Below are 407 nucleotides of genomic sequence, written 5' to 3'. Positions count from 1 at the left end.
CTCGGCGTCCTTGCCGGGACGCAGCTCGTCCATCGGGAAGCTCATGACGCCCGTCGGTCCGGGCAGATCGAGCCACTTTTCGTGTAGCCCCGCCATTTCGTCTTCCTCGACGCAGCGGCTGCAGACCTCCGCCTGCGGATGCCCGTGCCTCCCGTCGCGGACGCGACGCGCCCCGCCCCCGCCCCCCCCCCCCCCGCCCGCCCCCCCCCCCCCCCCCACCCCCCCCCCCCCCCCCCGCCGCCCCCCCCGCCGCCCCCCCCGCCGCCCCCGCCCCCCCCCCCGCGCGGCGGCGCGGGGCGGCCCCGCCCCCCCCCCGCCCGCGCGGGGGCGGGGCCGCCCCGGCCCGCCGGGGCCCCCCCAGCCCCGCGGGGGGGGGGGCGGAAAAAGGCCCGCCGCCGCCGCAGTGC

Annotated in this window: 1 pseudogene; it reads right to left on the bottom strand. The window is 85.0% G+C overall.

Annotated features, from left to right (window positions below):
- Positions 1-96, bottom strand: a pseudogene (locus tag MUN85_RS12570) (rRNA maturation RNase YbeY); the annotation flags it as partial.
- Positions 97-407: the final 311 nt, after the last annotated feature.

Origin of the sequence: Bowdeniella massiliensis (genome assembly GCF_023634005.1) — a bacterium.
Taxonomy (GTDB): Bacteria; Actinomycetota; Actinomycetes; order Actinomycetales; family Actinomycetaceae; genus Bowdeniella; species Bowdeniella massiliensis.
The sequence above is the reverse complement of the archived record's forward strand: the minus strand, read 5'-3'. Positions and strand labels throughout refer to the sequence as shown.